The 17,097-nt window shown below is 69.4% G+C and carries 17 protein-coding genes; 12 read left to right on the plus strand and 5 right to left on the minus strand.

Annotated features, from left to right (window positions below):
- The 7 genes from KIK05_RS35615 to KIK05_RS47495 form a co-directional block, all read left to right on the plus strand.
- Window positions 1–245 (plus strand): alpha/beta fold hydrolase (locus KIK05_RS35615; protein WP_214415256.1); only part of this gene is annotated, 245 nt, incomplete at its 5' end.
- A 10-nt stretch (window positions 246–255) separates the two neighbouring features.
- Entirely contained in the window at window positions 256–774 is a 519-nt protein-coding gene (locus tag KIK05_RS35620) for a cupin domain-containing protein (RefSeq protein ID WP_214415257.1), read from the plus strand.
- Window positions 775–1,026: 252 nt separating this feature from the next.
- Window positions 1,027–2,379, plus strand: a complete 1,353-nt coding sequence (locus KIK05_RS35625) for a flavin monoamine oxidase family protein (RefSeq protein ID WP_214415258.1) — start codon at window positions 1,027–1,029, stop codon at window positions 2,377–2,379.
- Window positions 2,376–3,188 carry an SDR family oxidoreductase gene (locus tag KIK05_RS35630; RefSeq protein ID WP_214415259.1) on the plus strand — a complete coding sequence of 271 codons (813 nt, stop codon included), beginning with the start codon at window positions 2,376–2,378 and terminating at the stop codon, window positions 3,186–3,188. The genes KIK05_RS35625 and KIK05_RS35630 overlap by 4 nt, the downstream gene beginning before the upstream one ends.
- Window positions 3,185–3,682 carry a flavin reductase family protein gene (locus KIK05_RS35635; protein WP_214415260.1) on the plus strand — a complete coding sequence of 166 codons (498 nt, stop codon included), beginning with the start codon at window positions 3,185–3,187 and terminating at the stop codon, window positions 3,680–3,682. Before KIK05_RS35630 ends, KIK05_RS35635 begins: the two co-directional genes overlap by 4 nt.
- Window positions 3,679–4,884 carry an acyl-CoA dehydrogenase family protein gene (locus KIK05_RS35640; protein WP_214415261.1) on the plus strand — a complete coding sequence of 402 codons (1,206 nt, stop codon included), beginning with the start codon at window positions 3,679–3,681 and terminating at the stop codon, window positions 4,882–4,884. The genes KIK05_RS35635 and KIK05_RS35640 overlap by 4 nt, the downstream gene beginning before the upstream one ends.
- Before the next feature lie 49 nt (window positions 4,885–4,933).
- Complete coding sequence (locus tag KIK05_RS47495; protein WP_250564021.1) at window positions 4,934–6,097, plus strand: RsbRD N-terminal domain-containing protein; 1,164 nt, start codon at window positions 4,934–4,936, stop codon at window positions 6,095–6,097.
- Window positions 6,098–6,101: 4 nt separating this feature from the next.
- Here the strand turns inward: KIK05_RS47495 and KIK05_RS35650 are convergent, their stop codons facing one another.
- The gene (locus tag KIK05_RS35650; protein ID WP_214415262.1) at window positions 6,102–7,517 is read right to left on the minus strand and encodes a flavin monoamine oxidase family protein; all 1,416 of its coding nucleotides are present in this window, start codon (window positions 7,515–7,517) and stop codon (window positions 6,102–6,104) included.
- On the minus strand, window positions 7,514–8,623 hold the full coding sequence (locus KIK05_RS35655) for a histone deacetylase-like amidohydrolase (RefSeq protein ID WP_214415263.1): 1,110 nt from the start codon (window positions 8,621–8,623) through the stop codon (window positions 7,514–7,516). The genes KIK05_RS35650 and KIK05_RS35655 overlap by 4 nt, the downstream gene beginning before the upstream one ends.
- Window positions 8,624–9,044: 421 nt before the next feature.
- Between KIK05_RS35655 and KIK05_RS35660 the strand changes: the two genes are divergently transcribed.
- Together KIK05_RS35660 and KIK05_RS35665 are read left to right on the plus strand one after the other, a co-directional pair.
- Window positions 9,045–10,178, plus strand: a complete 1,134-nt coding sequence (locus tag KIK05_RS35660) for a threonine aldolase family protein (protein ID WP_214415264.1) — start codon at window positions 9,045–9,047, stop codon at window positions 10,176–10,178.
- 246 nt (window positions 10,179–10,424) lie between these two features.
- Window positions 10,425–11,468, plus strand: a complete 1,044-nt coding sequence (locus KIK05_RS35665) for an NAD(P)-dependent alcohol dehydrogenase (RefSeq protein ID WP_214415265.1) — start codon at window positions 10,425–10,427, stop codon at window positions 11,466–11,468.
- Window positions 11,469–11,475: 7 nt separating this feature from the next.
- Here the strand turns inward: KIK05_RS35665 and KIK05_RS35670 are convergent, their stop codons facing one another.
- Both KIK05_RS35670 and KIK05_RS35675 read right to left on the minus strand, forming a co-directional pair.
- Entirely contained in the window at window positions 11,476–12,456 is a 981-nt protein-coding gene (locus KIK05_RS35670; RefSeq protein ID WP_308250242.1) for an SDR family NAD(P)-dependent oxidoreductase, read from the minus strand.
- Entirely contained in the window at window positions 12,453–12,683 is a 231-nt protein-coding gene (locus tag KIK05_RS35675; protein WP_214415267.1) for a putative antibiotic biosynthesis monooxygenase, read from the minus strand. The genes KIK05_RS35670 and KIK05_RS35675 overlap by 4 nt, the downstream gene beginning before the upstream one ends.
- Before the next feature lie 313 nt (window positions 12,684–12,996).
- On the opposite strand from KIK05_RS35675, the gene KIK05_RS35680 reads away from it, so the two are divergent.
- Entirely contained in the window at window positions 12,997–13,878 is an 882-nt protein-coding gene (locus tag KIK05_RS35680) for an NAD(P)H-binding protein (RefSeq protein ID WP_214415268.1), read from the plus strand.
- Between the two features lie 183 nt (window positions 13,879–14,061).
- Window positions 14,062–14,943 carry a helix-turn-helix transcriptional regulator gene (locus tag KIK05_RS35685; protein ID WP_214415269.1) on the plus strand — a complete coding sequence of 294 codons (882 nt, stop codon included), beginning with the start codon at window positions 14,062–14,064 and terminating at the stop codon, window positions 14,941–14,943.
- 112 nt (window positions 14,944–15,055) lie between these two features.
- Here KIK05_RS35685 and KIK05_RS35690 read toward each other — a convergent pair whose 3' ends face one another.
- Window positions 15,056–15,769 carry an NPP1 family protein gene (locus KIK05_RS35690; protein WP_308250243.1) on the minus strand — a complete coding sequence of 238 codons (714 nt, stop codon included), beginning with the start codon at window positions 15,767–15,769 and terminating at the stop codon, window positions 15,056–15,058.
- A 582-nt stretch (window positions 15,770–16,351) separates the two neighbouring features.
- Between KIK05_RS35690 and KIK05_RS35695 the strand changes: the two genes are divergently transcribed.
- Window positions 16,352–16,912, plus strand: a complete 561-nt coding sequence (locus KIK05_RS35695; protein WP_214415271.1) for a DUF4240 domain-containing protein — start codon at window positions 16,352–16,354, stop codon at window positions 16,910–16,912.
- Window positions 16,913–17,097: the final 185 nt, after the last annotated feature.

The raw sequence follows: 17,097 nt of genomic DNA on the forward strand, positions 1-17,097 counted from the left end.
GCGTGGACAAGCAGATCGAGGTCTGCCTGCAGATGGACCTGCGCGACCAGCTGCACCGCATCACCGCCCCCACCCTGGTGGTGGGCTTCACCGCCGACGAGATGGTGCCCATCGACGGCTCCCGCCAACTGCACGCCGGCATCAAGGACAGCCACCTGATCGAGATCCCCGATGAGGGGCACATGGACTGGTTCGTCGACCCCAGCCAGATCATCCGGCTCACCACCGACTTCATCACCGCCTAGGAGCCTCCCCATGACCTACCCCAGCCCCCGCTACTTCGGCGAGACCGGCGAAATCAACGCGACCTTCCGGCCCGCGAACTCCACGCCCGAACTGATCACCGGCGGCGGCGCCTACCACTACCTGGCCACCAACACCTCCACCGACGGAGAGTTCGGCCTGTACCGGGTGGACATGAACGGCGCCCCCGGCGGGCCGAGCCTCCACTTCCACAAAACGATCTCCGAGTCGTTCTTCATACTGTCGGGCCGGATGAACCTGTTCGACGGCGAACGCTGGATCGAGGCCACCGAAGGAGACTTCCTCTACGTTCCCGTCGGCGGCCTGCACGCCTTCCGCAACGACTCCGGCGAACCGGCCTCCATGCTCATGCTGTTCGCCCCCGGCGCATCGCGGGAGGGCTACTTCGAGGGCATCACCGAACTGGCCGGCCTCAGCGACGAGGAGCGCACCAGGTTCTTCATCGAGCACGACAGCTACTTCACCGACATGCGCAAAGGCCCACAGGGAGGCTTCATCCGCAGAGCCTGACCAGTAGCAAGCGCCTCGGGGGCGTGGATCTCACGATCCACGCCCCCGAGGCGCTTCGCGGGCCAGGTCCCCCGCGGCTGGAACGCTCGCCCAGCGCCGACCGCACTTCGGGGGTCATGACACCGGCGGTGCCCGCATGACCTCCAGCGCCAGTTTCGTTACCTGGAGGGTTCTCGAAGCCGCAATGTTCGCTGCGCGTATGCGCGAGGTTCGTACAGCGCGAACGCGCGGCGTCAGGCGATCGTGGCAGGCATGGACGCGGACGTCGTTGTGGTGGGCGCCGGATTCGCCGGGTTGGCGGCAGCGCAAAAGCTGCGCGAGGCAGGCGTGTCGGTATGCGTGGTCGAGGCCAGGGACCGGGTGGGTGGGCGAGTCTTCGACGAGGTCATCGAGGGTGATCTGCTGATCGAGCGCGGCGGGCAATGGCTCGGCGGCGGGCAGCATCGGATGCACGCGCTCGCCAGGAGATACGGGGTCCGCCAGTACCCGACGTACGGCGAGGGCAGCAACGTCTGCGAACTCGGGGACGGGCCACCCAGCCGGTACCGGGGGCTGGTGCCGAAGGCGAGCCCGGTCGTGCTGGCAGACTTCCGCCAGTCGCAGGCTCGGCTGGAACGGATGATCTCCAAGGTGCCGCTGGAGGCGCCGTGGGCCGCCGCCCGCGCGATGCTGTGGGATGGCGAGACCGTCGCCTCGTGGGCCCGGCGGGCCTGCCTCACCCTCGGCGCACGCCGCTTATGGCAGCTGTACTGCGAGGCGGTCTTCTCGGTGCAGGCGAGCGACCTGTCGCTGCTGCACCTGTTGTTCTACGCCCGCTCCGGCGGAGGTCTGGAAGCGCTCGTGACCACCGAGAACGGTGTGAACGAGACCCGCTCGGTGGGAGGGTTGCAGCAGATCGCGAAGGCCATGGCGACGGAGCTGGGCGACGACGTCATGCTGTCCGCCCCGGTACGCGAGATCCGCCACAGCGGCTCGGGCGTGGTGGTCGGCGGCGACTCGGGCAGGGTCGTGAGCGCGGCGCATTGCGTCATATCGCTGCCGCCGACGCTCGCCGGGCGGCTGGTCTTCCGGCCGGCGCTGCCGGGGTTCCGTGACCAGCTCACCCAGCGGGTACCAATGGGCACGGTGATCAAATGTTTCGCCGTTTACGACGAGCCGTTCTGGCGCCGTGATGGCCTGACCGGGCAGGCGACCAGCGCGATCGGACCGGTCAAGGTCACCTTCGACAACTCCCCGCCCACGGGAAGCCCCGGCGTTCTGCTCGCCTTCTTGGAGGGCGGCCAAGGGCGCGCGCTCGGGCGGGCCGACGTGGCCAGGCGCCGCCACCAGGTCCTTCGCTGCCTGGTGCGGTTCTTCGGGCCGCGGGCGGCCAAACCAGAACGGTACATCGAGCAGAGCTGGGCCGAGGAGGAGTACAGCCGTGGTTGCTACTCCGGGCACTTCCCGCCGGGGGTGTGGACCGCCTACGGCCCCGCGCTGCGCGCGCCGATCGGCAGACTGCACTGGGCCGGCACGGAGACGGCGACCGAGTACACGGGATTCATCGAAGGCGCCGTCCGCTCAGGAGAGCGAGCGGCGGCAGAGGTGCTGGAGGCACGTGGATGAGATCAGTGCTGGTGACCGGGAGCTCCCGTGGATTCGGTCGGCTGATCGCGGTCGCACTAGCGTGCCGTGGCCGGCGGGTGTTCGCCACGATGCGCGACCCGGCGGCGGGGCGGGACCTGCTTCAGCAGGGAGTCCGCGTGCTGCGTCTGGACGTCGACGACCCGGACTCGGTGACGGAGGCCGTCGGCGAGGTGCTCGCCGAGACGGACGGGCGGCTGTCCGCGGCGGTGCTCAACGCGGGCATCGCTTCCGGAGGTGCCTTCGAGGACGTGCCCGACGACGAGTTCGAACGCGTGCTGCGCACCAACTTCTTCGGCACGCTGCGGGTCGCCCGGGCGGTGCTGCCGGCGCTGCGGGCGCACGGCGACGGGCGCCTTCTGGTCATGTCGAGCGACTCCGGCATGTACGGCACGCCCGGCCTGTCGGCGTACACGGCGTCGAAGTTCGCGGTCGAGGGCTGGGCCGAGTCGATCGCGCTGGAGGTTGCCGGCTTCGGGGTGCACGTCACGATCCTGGAACCAGGCAACTTCAAGACCGACATCTGGGATACCCAGCCGATTCGCGTCGAGGGCAGCCCTTACGCCCGGCTCACCGGCAGGCTGACCACCATGGCCGGCAAGATCGCTGAGAGTGCGGGCGATCCGGCGCTGGTGGCCCAGGTCACCGTGAAGGCACTCGAAGCCGATCGGCCACGGCTGCGCTACCGGATCGGCGCTGACGCCAGGCTGATGCACGCGGCCAGGAGACTGCTGCCCGACCGCGCCCGCCTCGGCCTGATCCGCCGTTACGCGAAGCTGGACGCCCGATGAGCGCCATCGACTCCCGCCGCTTCCGCGACGTCCTCGGCCACTTTCCGACCGGGATCGTGGTCGTGACCGCCTCACGGAACGGACGGCCGGTCGGCATGGCCGTCAACTCGTTCACCTCGGTCTCGCTCGACCCGCCCCTCGTGCTGTTCTGCCCGGCCCGTAGCTCTTCGACCTGGCCGGACATCGCCGCCGCCGGCCGGTTCTGCGTCAACCTGCTGCGCCGCGAGCAGGCCTGGGTGGCGCGCCGCTTCGCCGCCCGCGACATCGACCGGTTCGACGGCATTGTCTGGGGGCCGTCACCGGGCGGCGCACCACTGTTGGCCGGCACGGTCGGCTGGCTCGACTGCCGCATCGAACTGCGGATGGAGGCCGGTGACCACATCATCGTGCTCGGACACGTCGAGGCCCTCGACGTGTCCGAGGGCGCGGCGCCGCTGCTGTTCTTCCGCGGCGGTCACGAACTCCCGCAAAGAGAACCAGGAGGATGTACATGACAGTTGCCGAGTCCGTACCGGTGGTGCCGAGCCGGGACGAGCTGGTCAACCGCGCCGCCGAGTTGATGACGAAGCTGGCCGGACGGCAGGCCGAGGTGGACGCCACCCGGCGCATCCCACAGGAGTCCCTCGACGAACTCCGGGAGGCCGGCATGTTCCGGCTGTCGGTGCCCCGCGACTACGGCGGGTACGCGCTGGATCTGCCAGCGTACGTCGACGTGATGGCGGAACTGTCGAAGGGCTGTCCGTCGACGGCATGGGTCGTCTCGATCCACAACTCGGCGGCCGGCGAGGCCGGGATCTTCTCCCGGCAAGCACAGGACGAGGTTTTCGGCGCGAACCCGGACGCCCGGCTGGCCAGCGTTCCGCAGGCCAAGGTCGCCTCGGCGCGGCCGGTCGAGGGCGGCCTGCACATCGAGCACGCCAAGTGGTTCTTCAACTCCGGCGTGACGATCGCCGACTGGGCGGTCAACGGCGTACCGGTGACCGACGACGACGGCAATCTCCTTGACCTGGTGATGTGCCTCATCCCGGCGGCGGAGCTGACGCTCAACGACGACTGGCACACCATCGGCATGCGCGGCACCCAGAGCGTCAGCAGCGAGGCGCGCGACCTGTTCGTACCCGCGCACCGCACCGTGTCGTCGCTGGCGGTGCTGACGCGCGAGCACTGCTCGCCGCACGGCCTCGACCAGCGGCTGTACCACGGCGCACAGGTGCCCACACTCGCGCTGTTCGTGGCGCCGAACGGCATCGGCATGGCGGAGGCCGCCCTGGCACGGTTCACCCAGAAAGCGCAGGGCCGGCCGGTCGTCTACACCACGATCGAGAACCAGGCCGCGGACGCGCTGGTGCAGAGTAGCGTCGGCGAGGCGCGGATGAAGATCGACGCGGCGCGGGAGCTGACGAAGCGGGCCGCCGCCGAGGTCGATCGCTACGCCGCCACCGGTTCGGAGATGCCCGTCGCCGAGCGGATCCGGGCCCGGGTGCAGTGTTCGTACGCGCTGAAGCTCTCCTGGGAGGCGGTGGACCTGCTGTACAGCCTCAGCGGAGGCTCGGCGATCGCCGAGTTCGAGCCGATGCAGCGGTACTGGCGGGACGTGAAGACCGCCACTCTGCATGGGCTGTTCGCCCCGAGTACCACCCTTGAGCTCCAAGGTAGAGTCGAGCTCGGGTTCGAGGCGAACACGTTGTTCGTCTGAGCGGGTTCGTCCGAGTGGTACGACCGGCGCCGATGATCGGCAGGTGAGCATGCGGGCGTTGCGCCTCGAGGAGGCCATCGCGGAACTCGCCGACCGTGTTGAGGACGTGGTCGGCGAGCTAGCCGATGAGATCATGGAAAAGGTCTATGACCTGGTGCCGAACCTTGACGAACGGGCCCGGCTGCAGATGGACGAGTCGATGCGGCAAAGTGCCTACGGCAACGTCCGCGCGTCTCTGCAGGCGTTCCGGCATCGCCGGTACGGCCCGATCGAGGCGCCGACCGACGCCCTGGAGGAGGCGCGGGCCGCGGCGCGCGCCGGGTTGCAGCTGTCAGACCTGCTGGCCATGTACCGCGTCGGCCAGCAAGTCTGCTTCGACAGGTGCCTGCGGATCGCGCCGTCGGTCTACCCCGACGCGAAGACGTGCGCGGAGGCGCTGCGGATCGTCTCACGGTTCATGTTCGGCTACACCGACGGTGTCATGACCGACGTGGCGCAGGTGTTCGAGCGCGAGCGCGACCAGTACCTGCGAAGCCGCACGCAGCGCAAGGTGCAGATGATTCGCGACATCCTCGACGGCAGCTTCTTCGACGCCGGCGAACTCGGCTACGACCTGCTCCGTACCCACGTCGGGGTGGTCGCGGGGGGTCCAGGGGCGCACTCCGCGCTGCAGGGGCTGATCCGGGATCTCGGTGTACGGTCCCTGTCGGTGGCTGCCAGCGGCGACACCGTGTGGGCGTGGCTGGCCACGGAGCGGCTGACGGTGCCCGCCGACGTCGGCGGCGACCTGCGCATCGGCATCGGTGACGCGCAAACCGGCGTCGGCGGCTTCCGCGCCACGCACGGCCAAGCGCTCGCCGCCGCCGCTGTCGCCTCCCGTCTCGACAGGACGGTCTGCCGGTACGACGAGGTGTGCGTCGAGGCCGCGGCGCTCGGCGACGAGCGGGCCGCGCGGCGGTTCACCGAACGCGAACTCGGCCCGCTGGCGGCCGACGGGGTCCGCAACCGCACCCTGCGGGCCACGATCCTCGCCTATCTGCGTAGCGCCCACAACGCGTCCTCGGCGGCGGCACGGCTCGGCATCAGCGACCGCACGGTCGCCTACCGGCTACGTACCTGCGAGGAGCTACTCGGCCGCCCGGTGAGCGCCCGCGCAGCCGAACTGGAGACGGCCCTGCGCTGGGGCCGCCTCCTCGGCATGTTCGAGGCGTAGACGCTCAACTGCTCAGCGCCGCCGCGACCTCCCCGGCCGCACGCTCGCCGGCCTCGATCGCCCCGCTGATCCACCCGGCCCACCGCACGGCGGTCTCGCTGCCCGCCCAGTGGATGGGCCCGACCGGACGGCGCAGCGTCTCCCCATGCGCGGTGAGCATTCCCGGGGCGCACGCCCCGAGCACACCGGTGATGTACGGCTCGACGGCCCAGTTGCGGGTGAGGAACTCGAGGGGCCGCCCGGCCTGTGGACCGAAGTAGGAGATGAGCGCGTTCAACGCGGCGGCGCGCAACCGCTCCGGGTCGTCGAGGACATCGGGGTCGACGCCGCCGAGCAGCCGAGGCCCGTGCAGGGCGACGAAGCCCACCAGCACACCCCGCGAGCAGCCCTCCGGCGTGCCGTCGACGACCAGCGGCGCGCCCGGCAGGTCGCCGATGACCGATCCGCTCAGGCTCTCGTCCCGCCAGAACGGCCGCTCGTAGATGGCGTGGAACTTGATCAGGGAGAACTGCTGCCAGTTGACCTGCAGCATCTGCCGCGAGGTGGGTAGTTGCGGCCGGAACTCGATATTCCGGGCGTCGGCTGGGCTCATCGCCACGATCACCCGCCTGGCCGCGATCTCCTCGCCGCCGGGACCTATCACTCGTACGCCGTCGCCGGAATGCGCGATGGCGCGCACCGGCCAACCGCAACGCACCCGCTCGCCGAGCTCAGCGGCGAGCGCGACGGCGACCGACCCCGCTCCCCCCTCCACGGCGAGGTCCAAGTCGGAGGTGAGGGCCTCGAATCCGCCGACCGCGCCGAGGTACCACGCGGCGTACAGCAGTGACAGTTGCGCGGGCGACGCCACGCAGGCCAGCGAGTAGATCGCCGTCATCAGGTAGACCGTGTCCTTCTCCGACACCCGCTCCCGCAGCCAGGCGCCGAGGGTGGTCGCGTCGAGTTCGGCGGCACCGGGGGCGTCCCACGGCCGGTCCACCGGGATCGTCGCGGCGATCTTCTCCAGCTCGGCGACGGCCTCCAGCAACTCGATGGTCGCCCGCTCGGAGATCGGTGGCAGCTCGCCCTGGTAGACCTCACGCCTGCCCTCGCGGTACCACACGTGGTACGCCTCCGGATCGGCGAGCGTCGGGTTGCGATAGGTGTCGATTCCGAGCTCGGCGAGTAACGAGACGAGCGGTCGCATGCTCGTGCCCAGCCACTGGCCGCCTTGGTCGAGGGTCAAACCTGCCGCGTGAGCCAGCAGAGTACGGCCGCCCACCTGGGGCCGGGCCTCGATGACGGCGACCCGCGCGCCGACGGCGACGAGCCGCCGGGCGGCGACCAGTCCGGAGACCCCGCCTCCGACGACGACCACGTCCAACGTGCCGTGTCCCTTGTTCCGCATCGTGCGATCCACCCCGTCGTCCGTCGTGTTCATGCGATCAACTGCCGGGCGGCCTCGATCACGGCCTCCTGGTGCGGCTGCAGCTCCTGGCCCCCGATTTCGTCCAGCAGGAGCGTCATGGGATCGGCGACGCCGGTACGCACACCGGACATCTCCTCGATCGTCGCCAGGCCGCAGAACGGCACGTACATCGACGAGTACCCGCCCTCCTGGCAGGCCACCAGCCGGCCCTCGCACAGCTCGTCGACGGTGTCCACCAGCAGCCGGGCGAGGGCGCGGTAGCTCTCGGAGCCGAGCAGCATCCGGCCGATCGGGTCGTAGGCCGAGGCGTCGAAGCCGGCCGCGAGGAAAACCATCTCCGGCTGGAACGCGCGCAGCAGGGGCAGCACGACGCGGTCCATCGCGGCGAGGTAGGCGCCGGTCCCCGAACCGGGCGGCAGCGGGATGTTCAGGTTGGCGCCCAGGCCCTCACCCTCGCCCCGGTCCGTCATCGCACCGCTGAACAGCGGATACAGGTTGTCCTGGTGAATCGACACGGTGAGCACGTCCGGGTCCCCGTAGAACGCGTGCTCGGTGCCATTGCCGTGGTGCACGTCCCAGTCGACCACGGCGACCCGCCGTATGCCTCGGGTCGCGCGGACGTGCAGGACCGCGAGCACGATGTTGCCGAACACGCAGAATCCCCTGCCCTGGTCGCGTTCGGCATGATGTCCGGGCGGGCGGACCAGCGCGAAGGCGTTGCGCACCACGCCGTCGAGCACCGCCTCGACCGCCACCAGGCAGCTCCCGGCCGACACCAGGGCGAAGTCGTAGCTGCCGGGGCCGACCGGGGTCAGCTCGCCCACCTCGCCACCGCGCCCCGCGCTGGCCTCCCGGACCAGCTTCACGTAATCGGGGTCGTGCCAGCGCAGCACCTCCCCCTCTGTCGCCGGCCGTGACGGGATCGCGCGCAGGTGGGCGGCGAGTCCGCTCACCTGCAGCAAGTTGTGGAATCGCCGCTTGGGCTCGGGACCGTCGATGAACGGCTCAGGTTGCACGACACCTATCCCGAGACCGCCCGGAATGGCCGCCGTGCTGGTGCCGGAGTCGTGCCACATGCAGCGTTCGTCCCACACCAGGCCGGTTCTCGTACTGCTCATTCAGCTCTCCTGGTAGACGGTGTGACCATGCCGCCGACGTTAGGATCAAGAACCTCTCGGATTCTTCGACAAAAGTGCTATAAACCAGGGCGCATTCCGCAAACGTCGTAGAACGCGTACCTCCGACCCGTGCTGGGCTCGCACCCCGTCGGCATTGCCGATCCACTCGCACGGTACGCAGCAGGGCGATGGTGGAGGCGGCACTGACGGTTGCGGCGAGGTCGTCCGCGAGAGCCGCAGGTTCTTCAGCGGCCGCACCGCCGGGGTCCACCTCGAATCGTCCATGCATACCCGCGGTATGCATGGACCCAGCACACCGCGAGCTTCTTCGTAGGCGGCCTGCTGGACCTCGATGTCGACATCAACTGTATGGTTGGGCACGTTAGTTGCAAATGTATTGCAATAGCAAGGAAGTCCTAGAATGGTGCACACTACCCCGCTTGTGCGGCGGTCGTTGTTCCTGCACGCGCCGATCCGGCGCAAGCCACGCCTGGTGTTGGCGCAGATGCTGGAACTGGTGGACGACGACACGCCGCCGGACGGCCCGGACGGTCCTGTCGCCGTTCTGGAGCGGCGACTGGCCGACCTGCTCGGCAAGGAGGCTGCGCTGTTCTTCCCGAGCGGGACGATGGCCCAGCAGGTCGCGCTGCGCGTCCACGCCGACCGGCGCGGACGCCGCGCATTCGCCGCCCATCCACAATCGCATCTGGACATTTGGGAGGAACAGGGCTACAACGCCGTTCACGGTCTGTGGCTGCGTCGCACCGGCGACCCGCACGAGCTGATGACGGCCGCGGATCTGGCGGCCGCGGTCAGCGAGCCGCTCGCGGCGGCCGTCTGGGAACTACCGCAGCGCGACCTCGGCGGTCTGCTTCCGGAATGGGAGGATCTGCGCGAGCAGGTCGAGCTCGTACGAGCCGCCGGCGCCGCCGCGCACCTGGACGGCGCCCGGCTGTGGGAGGCCCAGACCTACTACCGGCGGCCGTTCGACCAGATCGCCGCCCTGTTCGACACCGTGTACGTCTCCCTCTACAAGAGTCTGCAGGGGGTACGCGGCGCCGTACTCGCCGCGGACGCCGCCACGATTCGTACCGCCCAGGTGTGGCGGCAGCGCCTCGGCGGCGGCATTCGCGACGCCTGGCCTCTCGCCCTGGCCGCCCTGGTCCACCTCGATGATCTGACCGCACGCATGCCCGCCTACCGCGAGCACGCGATCGCCATCGCGGCGGCCATCAACGCCGACGGAGCCGCCCGCGCCCACCCCACCCCGCCGCAGACCCCGCTGTTCCACATCCACCTGCCCGTCCCCAAGCGGGCGGTAGAGCAGGCCGGTGCCGAGATCCTCGCGGAACACGGCATCCAGCTGTGGGGCCGGGTACGCTCCGCCCCCGATCCCGGCCGGTGCAGCTTCGAGGTCAGCGTCGGCGAGAACGCCATGGAGTTCACCCCCGACGAGGTCGTCGCCCTCATCCGCGACCTGCTGGCCCGGGCGGAGACAGCCCGCCACCGAACGCTGAGACCAGACCGACAGAGTGAACCACCAAACATGCGATGAGGACAGCGCTGTGGTGCGTAGTGTCCGGCAAAGACCCTGTTGACCGCTCTGCCGCTCATATGCCCTACGCTCGATGTCGCAGTGTGACCTGTGTGGCAGCAGCGTGAGAGGCCGGTCACCCCCCAGCGCGGCTACCCGGCATCCGTCCGGTACGGCGAAGGTGTACCACACCTGCGGCCGGCTCGACGGCGCCCTGGTCCGACTTGCTGTTCGCTGAGGTATGAATACACGCATCATTGGAGAATCGTGCTCACCGTCAATGCGTACGCCGCCACGTCCGCGACCGAACCGCTCGCCCCGACCACGATCGAGCGTCGTGACGTCGGCCCGCACGATGTTCTCATCGAGATCAAGTACACCGGCATCTGTCACTCCGACATCCACCACGTCCGTGGCGAGTGGGGTCCGGCGGACTACCCGGTGGCCCCCGGCCACGAGATCGCCGGAATCGTCGTCGAGGTCGGCTCCGAGGTCACCAAGCACGCCGTCGGCGACCGCGTCGGCGTGGGCTGCATGGTCGACTCCTGCGGCGAGTGCGTCAACTGCCGCAAGGGCGAGGAGCAGTACTGCCTCGCGGGGAACACCGGCACCTACGGCTCCGTCGACGCGGACGGCAACCCCACCCAGGGCGGCTACTCCACCCACATCGTCGTCACCGAGGACTTCGTCCTCAAGATTCCCCAGGGCATCGAGCTCGACGCCGCCGCGCCGCTGCTGTGCGCCGGCATCACGACGTACTCGCCGCTGAGCCACTGGGGCGCCGGCCCCGGCAAGAAGGTCGCCGTCGTCGGCCTCGGCGGGCTCGGCCACATGGCCGTCAAGCTCGCGCACGCGATGGGCGCCGAGGTCACCGTGCTGTCGCAGTCGCTGAAGAAGCAGGACGACGGTCTGCGCCTGGGCGCCGACCACTACTACGCCACCAGCGACCCGGAGACGTTCGACAAGCTGGCCGGCTCCTTCGACCTCATCGTGAACACGGTCAGCGCGAAGATCGACCTGGACGCCTACCTGTCGCTGCTGGCGGTGGACGGCGCCCTGGTGAACGTCGGCGCTCCCCCGGAGCCGCTGTCGGTCAACGCGTTCTCCCTCATCGGAGGCCGCCGGTCGTTCGCCGGTTCCCTGATCGGCGGCATCCGCGAGACCCAGGAGATGCTCGACTTCTGCGCCGAACACCACCTCGGCGCCGAGATCGAGGTCATCCCGGCCGACAAGATCAACGAGGCGTACGAGCGCGTGCTGGCCTCCGACGTGCGCTACCGCTTCGTGATCGACATCTCGACCCTGAGCTGACCCACTCTCAGTCTCCCCAGGGCTGACCGCCGACTCCGCGTCGTCCGTGTACGGGTTCGCCTGCCGTCTGGAGCAGGCCTTCGGAAAGGGCCCACAGGCGGGCGGCGCGGGCGGGGTCCAGCGCGTACGGGAGGTAGTGGCCGCGCGGCGGTGGGCCGTCGCCGTGCCATGGCCGGGCGACCGCGCAGTCCTCCAGATAGCGGCCGCCGACACCGGACAGCTCGGGCGCCGTCGCGGCCCACACCGAGGTCGCCGCCCCCTGTTCCGCCGTCTTCCACTCGGCGTTCGGCCAGCCGCGGGCCGTACGTTCCTCCTGGCTCATGTGCCGCTGCAAGCCGGTGGCGATCGCGCCGGGCATGACCGCGTTGGCGGTGATGCCCGAGGGCGCGTACCTGTCGTGGAAAGCCACTGCGAACAGCGCGTTGGCCGTCTTGGACTGTCCGTACGCCTCCCACGGGTCGTATGGGCGGGCCGTGTAGTTGGGGTCGTCGAAGTCCACGTCGGATCGGCGGTGCGCACTGGAGGACAGAACGACCACCCGGGCGCCGTCCGCCCTCAGCATGCTCGGCAGCAGGCCCACGGCGAACGCGAAGTGGCCGAGGTGGTTCGTGCCGAACTGCAGCTCGAAGCCGTCCTCGGTCCGGGTCAGCGGCGGGGCCATGACCGCGGCGTTGGCGACGAGGATATGGCAGGGCTTGCCGGTCGCGTTGTGCCGGTCGGCCCAGCCCGTGACCGACGCCAGTGAGGCCAGGTCGAGGTGGCGGAACACCACCGGGCCGCCGTTCGCGTCGGCCGTCAGCTTCGCGGCCGCCGCTTCGCCCCGCGCCCGGTCCCGGCCGGCGATGACCACGCGCGCCCCGGCGGCGGCGAGCGCCCGCGCCGTCTCGTACCCGATCCCGCCGCTGCCGCCGGTGACGATGGCCTCCCGTCCCGTCAGGTCGACGCCGGCGACGGCCTCCAGCGCCGTCCGGCTCCGCCCGCCGCTCACCGGGCCAACCATGCGCCGAAGATCCGATGCAGCAGTGGGACGACGATCCACAGCATCACCGCGACCATGACCGGGACGATGATCGCGAACCGTCCGTACAGCGGCAGGCGTGCCAGCACGGGTTCGGCGATCGAGACGCTGACGGTGATCACCGGGTACAGCGTCAGGACGATCAGCAACCACAACTTCCACCGGACCGGACCCACCGGCCTCGAAGATTCCGTCATGCGGCTCAGCCTTCTCGGTGTGGCCGGGCCGGACCAGGCCGGTCGATACCTAGCAATACGACTGCCAGGCTCGGCCTCCTCACCGCGGCACAAGGCCCTTTCCCCACCGACCAGGCAGCTCAGGGGCAAGCAGCCCTGGAACGGCCGCGCACACGCACGGCTTCCAGCGGATCGCATCGGGCTGGTCGGTGTGGAAGGACAGGCGCACGGCGCCGTGACGGGAACCGCCATCGAACGGCTTCCAAGTGACGGTAACGCTTGAAATCGCCCATCTGGCTGGTTGAGCCGCCGGGTCGCCCCCGACAGTCGAGCCATGACGAATACGACACAGCACGACACGATCCTGGTCACCGGTGCGACGGGAAACGTCGGGCGTCAGGTCACCATCCAGCTCGCGGAGGCCGGCCTGCCGGTCCGAGCGATGACACGCAGGCCCGAGAGTGCGAGCATGCCCGAGGGCGTCGAGGTGGTGCGCGGCGATCTCGCGGACGTCGCGGGCCTGGATGCGGTGCTCACCGGCGCCGCGGCGGTCTTCCTCATGTGGCCCTTCCACGACGCGGACCTCGCCTCCGAGATCATCGGCGCGATCGCCCGTCACGCCCGCCGCGTCGTCCTGCTGTCCTCGGGTGCCGTCCACGACCACCTGACGCCCGAACAGCACGAGAACGCCGTGGGCCGATCGCACGCCGTCGTGGAACGGCTCGTTGAGGCGTCGGCGTCGGAATGGACCATCCTCCGGCCGAGCACGTTCGCCGCCAACACCCTGTGGTGGGCTCCCCAGATCCGTGCCGGAGACGTGGTCCGGGGCGCGTTCGGTGCCGTGCCCATGGTTCCCGTTCACGAGAAGGACATGGCGGAGGTCGCCGTGCGCGCGCTGACCGAGGACGGCCACCACGGCGAGAAGTATCCGCTCACCGGGCCGCAGGTGCTGACCCAGGCCGAACAGGTCTCCGTCATCGGACAGGCTCTCGGCCGGCCGGTGCGCTGGCTCGAACTGTCCCGCGAGCAGGAGAGGGAGCGCCTGCTGTCCGACGCAAGCTTCCCCAGCTCGTTCGTGGACGTTCTCCTGGACGGCTACGCCGGGATGCTGGACCGGCCACGCCCCGTCGTGACCGCCACAGTCGAGAAACTGACCGGCCACCCCGCCCGCACCCTGCTCGACTGGGCGACCGACCACGCGTCGGATTTCCGCTGACGCATCCACGGCAGGGCCGCGAATCGGCCAACATCGTCTCATGCAGCGGAATCGTCCGGCTCGGGTCGGCACGTTCGGTCAGGTACTGAGCTGACCACGCGCGTAAGAGCCGGGCGATCCGTGGACGAACACTAGCAATGCGACAGCCAGGCTCGGCCGCTCGACGGCTGGCAGAATGGCGGCATGGCGCAGTCGAACGAGCTGGGCGATTTCCTGCGCGCTCGCCGGGGGCGGCTCCGCCCCGAACAGGTCGGCCTGCCCGGCACCGTCGGCCGTCGCCGGACCCCCGGCCTGCGGCGCGAGGAGCTCGCCGCGCTGGCCGGCCTCAGCGTCGACTACTACATCCGCCTCGAACAGGGCCGCGAACGCAACCCGAGCCCCGCGGTCGTCCGGGCACTCGCCACCGCCCTGCGCCTCGACCGCGACGAGACCGCCCACCTGCACGCGCTCACCCACCACGCGGCCGGTCGCCGCCCGAGCCCTCCGCAGGCGTCCCCGACCGCGCCACCCACCGCCATAGCCCTGCTCGACCGGCTCCGCCCCTGGCCCGCGCTCGTGCTCGCCCGCAACGGCGACGTACTGGCCGCCAACCCCGAAGGCCTCGCCCTGTACGCCGGCCTCGACCAGTGGCCCGCGGGCGAACGCAACACCCTGCGCTACGTCTTCACCCATCCCGCCGCCCGCTCGGTCCTCGGCGACTGGTCCGGCACCGCCGCGACCAGTGTGGCCAACCTGCGTCACAGAACGGCCATCGACCCGGACGCACCGGACCTGTGCGCCATCCGCGACGAGCTCACCGCGGCGAGCGAGGAGTTCCGCCTGCTCTGGAACCGCCACGACGTACGCCCCCGGCGAAGCGGCGCCAAGACCTTCCACCACCCCGCGGTCGGCGACCTCGTGCTGTCCCACCAGAGCTGGCACCTGGACGACTCCTCCGTGCGCCTGAGCCTCTACCAACCGGAACCGGAGCACCAGGACCAACTGCGCCTGCTGGCACTGAGCCTCGCCCCATCCCGATCACCCGACGACGGCGGGCACCGGACCCTCGGCCCGATCACCCCCTAGGCGTACGGGCCGCTGCTCGACAGGCACGAGCAGCGACCGCGCGCGTGAAGGGAACGGGACGACCGACAGTGTGCAGATCGGCATCCACGATGGACGAAGTGGACCGGGGTGGTCAGGCCCAGGGATCGAAGGGGATGCCGCTCGGCTTCGCTCGCGAGAGCAGGTCCCCGAACCTCCCATCATTGATCTTGATGGTCGCGGCACCGAAGTCCGCGCTCATCAACCTGTCGCGCAGCGAGGTGCTGGGCCAGCCGTTCCAGTCCACGAGCGGCGGATAGCGCCAGTCGTGGTAGTGGTTCTCCGGCGGTTCGTCGTTACCGTTGGCCAACCGGAAGAAGTGCGTGGACGCCCCGTCCTTGTGGTAGACGACCTTCGGATGCGACCCGTCGAAACGCACCTGGGAGCGCGTGTACGTCACGACACCGCTGTGCTGCGTGGTCGACACGTACTCCACCTGGTTGGACGCCTGGTCGATCCAGGAGATGACGTGCTCCCAGTCGTGCCGGTGACCGCCGAGGCTGATGCCGGGCAGCGCCTGGTCCTTCTCGAAGTAACTCGCGTACACGACGGCACACCAACCGTTGTTGCACTTGGACCGGGCGTAGGTCTGCGAGTTGTCCAGGTCGGACTGGTCGCGACAGTTCCCGTTGACCGCACCGGTCGGCTTCAGCCCCGGAGCAAGGGTCCCGTCGGGCCCGATGGCCGGGGTGGCATAGCAGCCGTCACCGTCATAGTCATAGGCCGGCGAGAACGACGCCTCGTACCCGCCAGCGGATTGGGGAAGGTTATGCGGCGGCTCAGCGTAGGCCACCGCCGCGGGAACCACGACTCCGAGAGCAGCGACACCGAGCACGATCGCGAGCCGGGAACGCTCGCGCCTTGTCGTGCGTCTTGTTGGGGAAGATGTCCTCCTCTCTCGCCTGGTCACTGACTTCGATGCCCTCGCGGATAACGACAGTCTTCGCATTCGTCCGCTTTCTCGAAGGACCAACTCCATGACCTGCGTCGCGTCGGCGTGGTAGGGGATGACGTGTTCTCCACACCAATGTGAGCACGCCTCGCAGTTTCACGGCACCACGAAACCAACGCTTGATCAAGGTCCTACGACGAGAGGACACCGACATGTAGCGCCTACGACCGAAAGGCCACCCACGAGTGAATCTCGTGATCCGCCTGCAGAGAAGCCGGCCTCCGGACCGATCCGGGAAGATGGGCGATCGAAGAAAGACCAGGCCGGAGGCGACCGGAGCGCCACCATCGTGTCGGCCGTGTCCCGCACGCCCGGCTATTGGCCCGACGCACGCATGACGACGCTCCCCCACGCGAGACACAAGCAGGCCGCCGCCATGATGCCTGCAAGCCCATCCAACTCACGAAAATGTCGGTCCGGACTGCCAAACTCCCCGGCGTGGACACCAGCGAGTACTGGGACTTGATCGAGCGCTCCAGGCTGCACGCCACCGACCTGGACGACCGGGCCGAGTGGCTCGTGAACGAGCTCGCACGCTTGCCGCTCACCGAGATCGTGGCCTTCCGTCTCCGCCACGCAGAGATCAAAAAGGCAGCCGACACCTGGACGATGTGGGGCGCCGCCTACCTCATATGCGATGGCTGGTGCTCCGACGACACCTTCTGGTATTTCCAATCCTGGCTGATCAGCCTGGGCCGAGAGACCTACGAAAGAGCCACGGCCAACCCCGACACCCTGGCCAACGCACCGGAGGTGCAACGCTTCACAACCGATGCCGAAGACCTGGAGCCCCCGGAATGGGAACTCCTCGACTACGTGGCCGACGAAGCATACGAACGGGCGACCGGCGAGGAAGACGGCTTGGCGCGCACCCTCGAAGAACAAGGCATCGAACTCCCCATCAACCCCGAACCCCCTGACGACGACCCCGACGCAGGCCAATCCATTAGCGCCCGCAAGCTTCCACTACTCGCCGCACTGCTGCAGAAGGGCACCTGACCTCGCATCGGCCAGAACTGCTCTCGCCAGAGGCAGGGCCGGTGAGCACGACGGCCACACCTGCCGCGGCTCACCCGGGCAAGGTCACGCAGCTTTCACGGGCCCTCGGGTGCGTCCACCGAGAGCTTGACCGCATCGATGCATCCCTGTTCCAGGCTTTCATACGGCCCCCATGTAACGGCCCT

Origin of the sequence: Sphaerisporangium fuscum (assembly GCF_018531465.1) — a bacterium.
Lineage (GTDB): Bacteria > Actinomycetota > Actinomycetes > Streptosporangiales > Streptosporangiaceae > Sphaerisporangium > Sphaerisporangium fuscum.

Coding starts and splice junctions, on each gene's coding strand:
- KIK05_RS35620 (WP_214415257.1), top strand. CDS start 256: ATGACCTACCCCAGCCCCCGCTACTTCGGCGAGACCGGCGAAATCAAC.
- KIK05_RS35625 (WP_214415258.1), top strand. CDS start 1,027: ATGGACGCGGACGTCGTTGTGGTGGGCGCCGGATTCGCCGGGTTGGCG.
- KIK05_RS35630 (WP_214415259.1), top strand. CDS start 2,376: ATGAGATCAGTGCTGGTGACCGGGAGCTCCCGTGGATTCGGTCGGCTG.
- KIK05_RS35635 (WP_214415260.1), top strand. CDS start 3,185: ATGAGCGCCATCGACTCCCGCCGCTTCCGCGACGTCCTCGGCCACTTT.
- KIK05_RS35640 (WP_214415261.1), top strand. CDS start 3,679: ATGACAGTTGCCGAGTCCGTACCGGTGGTGCCGAGCCGGGACGAGCTG.
- KIK05_RS47495 (WP_250564021.1), top strand. CDS start 4,934: ATGCGGGCGTTGCGCCTCGAGGAGGCCATCGCGGAACTCGCCGACCGT.
- KIK05_RS35650 (WP_214415262.1), bottom strand. CDS start 7,517: ATGAACACGACGGACGACGGGGTGGATCGCACGATGCGGAACAAGGGA.
- KIK05_RS35655 (WP_214415263.1), bottom strand. CDS start 8,623: ATGAGCAGTACGAGAACCGGCCTGGTGTGGGACGAACGCTGCATGTGG.
- KIK05_RS35660 (WP_214415264.1), top strand. CDS start 9,045: ATGGTGCACACTACCCCGCTTGTGCGGCGGTCGTTGTTCCTGCACGCG.
- KIK05_RS35675 (WP_214415267.1), bottom strand. CDS start 12,683: ATGACGGAATCTTCGAGGCCGGTGGGTCCGGTCCGGTGGAAGTTGTGG.
- KIK05_RS35680 (WP_214415268.1), top strand. CDS start 12,997: ATGACGAATACGACACAGCACGACACGATCCTGGTCACCGGTGCGACG.
- KIK05_RS35685 (WP_214415269.1), top strand. CDS start 14,062: ATGGCGCAGTCGAACGAGCTGGGCGATTTCCTGCGCGCTCGCCGGGGG.